General features: G+C 52.9%; 2 rRNA genes (1 of these 2 running past the window's edge). Both read left to right on the plus strand.

What is annotated here, in order from left to right:
* Positions 1-288: 288 nt before the first annotated feature.
* Positions 289-1,823 (plus strand): 16S ribosomal RNA (locus tag ACIPHM_RS24455).
* An 82-nt stretch (positions 1,824-1,905) separates the two neighbouring features.
* Positions 1,906-2,033, plus strand: a 23S ribosomal RNA gene (locus tag ACIPHM_RS24460); it runs 2,808 nt beyond the window's last position.
* The 16S and 23S rRNA genes sit together here, the layout of an rRNA operon.

The raw sequence follows: 2,033 nt of genomic DNA on the forward strand, positions 1-2,033 counted from the left end.
GCTGCGACATAATCTCACTTCTCTGCTGCTGATGCAGCGACGCAGAAAACGAAGCGACGGCGCGGTAAGTGTGCGACGAAGCGAAGTCAGATGCGATTGATCTTTAAAAATTAAACAACCGATAAGTGTGGGCACTCGATGAATGGTGCGTCTGCTTCGGCAGATAAGCTTTAAATTTATTGAGGCTCACATAGTAATAGGTAAGTTAAGTAATTAACTTGTCAGCATACTTTGAGAGCGACCGGTTCTAGTGATTTATCACGAAAAACCGAAAACAGTAACAGGTTTAAACTGAAGAGTTTGATCCTGGCTCAGATTGAACGCTGGCGGCATGCCTTACACATGCAAGTCGAACGGCAGCACGGGTGCTTGCACCTGGTGGCGAGTGGCGAACGGGTGAGTAATATATCGGAACGTACCTTGTAGTGGGGGATAGCTCGGCGAAAGCCGGATTAATACCGCATACACTCTGAGGAGGAAAGCGGGGGACCCTTCGGGGCCTCGCGCTACTTGAGCGGCCGATATCAGATTAGCTAGTTGGTGAGGTAAAAGCTCACCAAGGCGACGATCTGTAGCTGGTCTGAGAGGACGACCAGCCACACTGGGACTGAGACACGGCCCAGACTCCTACGGGAGGCAGCAGTGGGGAATTTTGGACAATGGGCGAAAGCCTGATCCAGCAATGCCGCGTGTGTGAAGAAGGCCTTCGGGTTGTAAAGCACTTTTGTCCGGAAAGAAATCCTCTGGGTTAATACCTCGGGGGGATGACGGTACCGGAAGAATAAGCACCGGCTAACTACGTGCCAGCAGCCGCGGTAATACGTAGGGTGCAAGCGTTAATCGGAATTACTGGGCGTAAAGCGTGCGCAGGCGGTTTTGTAAGACAGATGTGAAATCCCCGGGCTTAACCTGGGAACTGCATATGTGACTGCAAGGCTAGAGTATGGCAGAGGGGGGTAGAATTCCACGTGTAGCAGTGAAATGCGTAGAGATGTGGAGGAATACCGATGGCGAAGGCAGCCCCCTGGGCCAATACTGACGCTCATGCACGAAAGCGTGGGGAGCAAACAGGATTAGATACCCTGGTAGTCCACGCCCTAAACGATGTCAACTAGTTGTTGGGGATTCATTTCCTTAGTAACGTAGCTAACGCGTGAAGTTGACCGCCTGGGGAGTACGGTCGCAAGATTAAAACTCAAAGGAATTGACGGGGACCCGCACAAGCGGTGGATGATGTGGATTAATTCGATGCAACGCGAAAAACCTTACCTACCCTTGACATGTACGGAATCCTGCTGAGAGGTGGGAGTGCTCGAAAGAGAGCCGTAACACAGGTGCTGCATGGCTGTCGTCAGCTCGTGTCGTGAGATGTTGGGTTAAGTCCCGCAACGAGCGCAACCCTTGTCCTTAGTTGCTACGCAAGAGCACTCTAAGGAGACTGCCGGTGACAAACCGGAGGAAGGTGGGGATGACGTCAAGTCCTCATGGCCCTTATGGGTAGGGCTTCACACGTCATACAATGGTCGGTACAGAGGGCTGCCAAACCGCGAGGTGGAGCTAACCCCAGAAAACCGATCGTAGTCCGGATCGCAGTCTGCAACTCGACTGCGTGAAGCTGGAATCGCTAGTAATCGCGGATCAGCATGTCGCGGTGAATACGTTCCCGGGTCTTGTACACACCGCCCGTCACACCATGGGAGTGGGTTTCGCCAGAAGTAGGTAGCCTAACCGAGAGGGGGGCGCTTACCACGGCGCGATTCATGACTGGGGTGAAGTCGTAACAAGGTAGCCGTAGGGGAACCTGCGGCTGGATCACCTCCTTTCTAGAGCATGCACTGGAAGTTGAGTGTTCACGCTTATCGGTTGTTGACTGCGTAGATCTAAGTCGGGTCTGTAGCTCAGGTGGTTAGAGCACCGTCTTGATAAGGCGGGGGTCGAAGGTTCAAGTCCTTCCAGACCCACCAACTCTTTCCACCGACGCCTGGTAGAAAGAAATCTGGCTGAGGCAAGGCACCAGAAGCTGCTGCATACTT

The sequence above is a fragment of the Pandoraea sp. NPDC087047 genome (assembly GCF_044745225.1).
Lineage (GTDB): Bacteria > Pseudomonadota > Gammaproteobacteria > Burkholderiales > Burkholderiaceae > Pandoraea.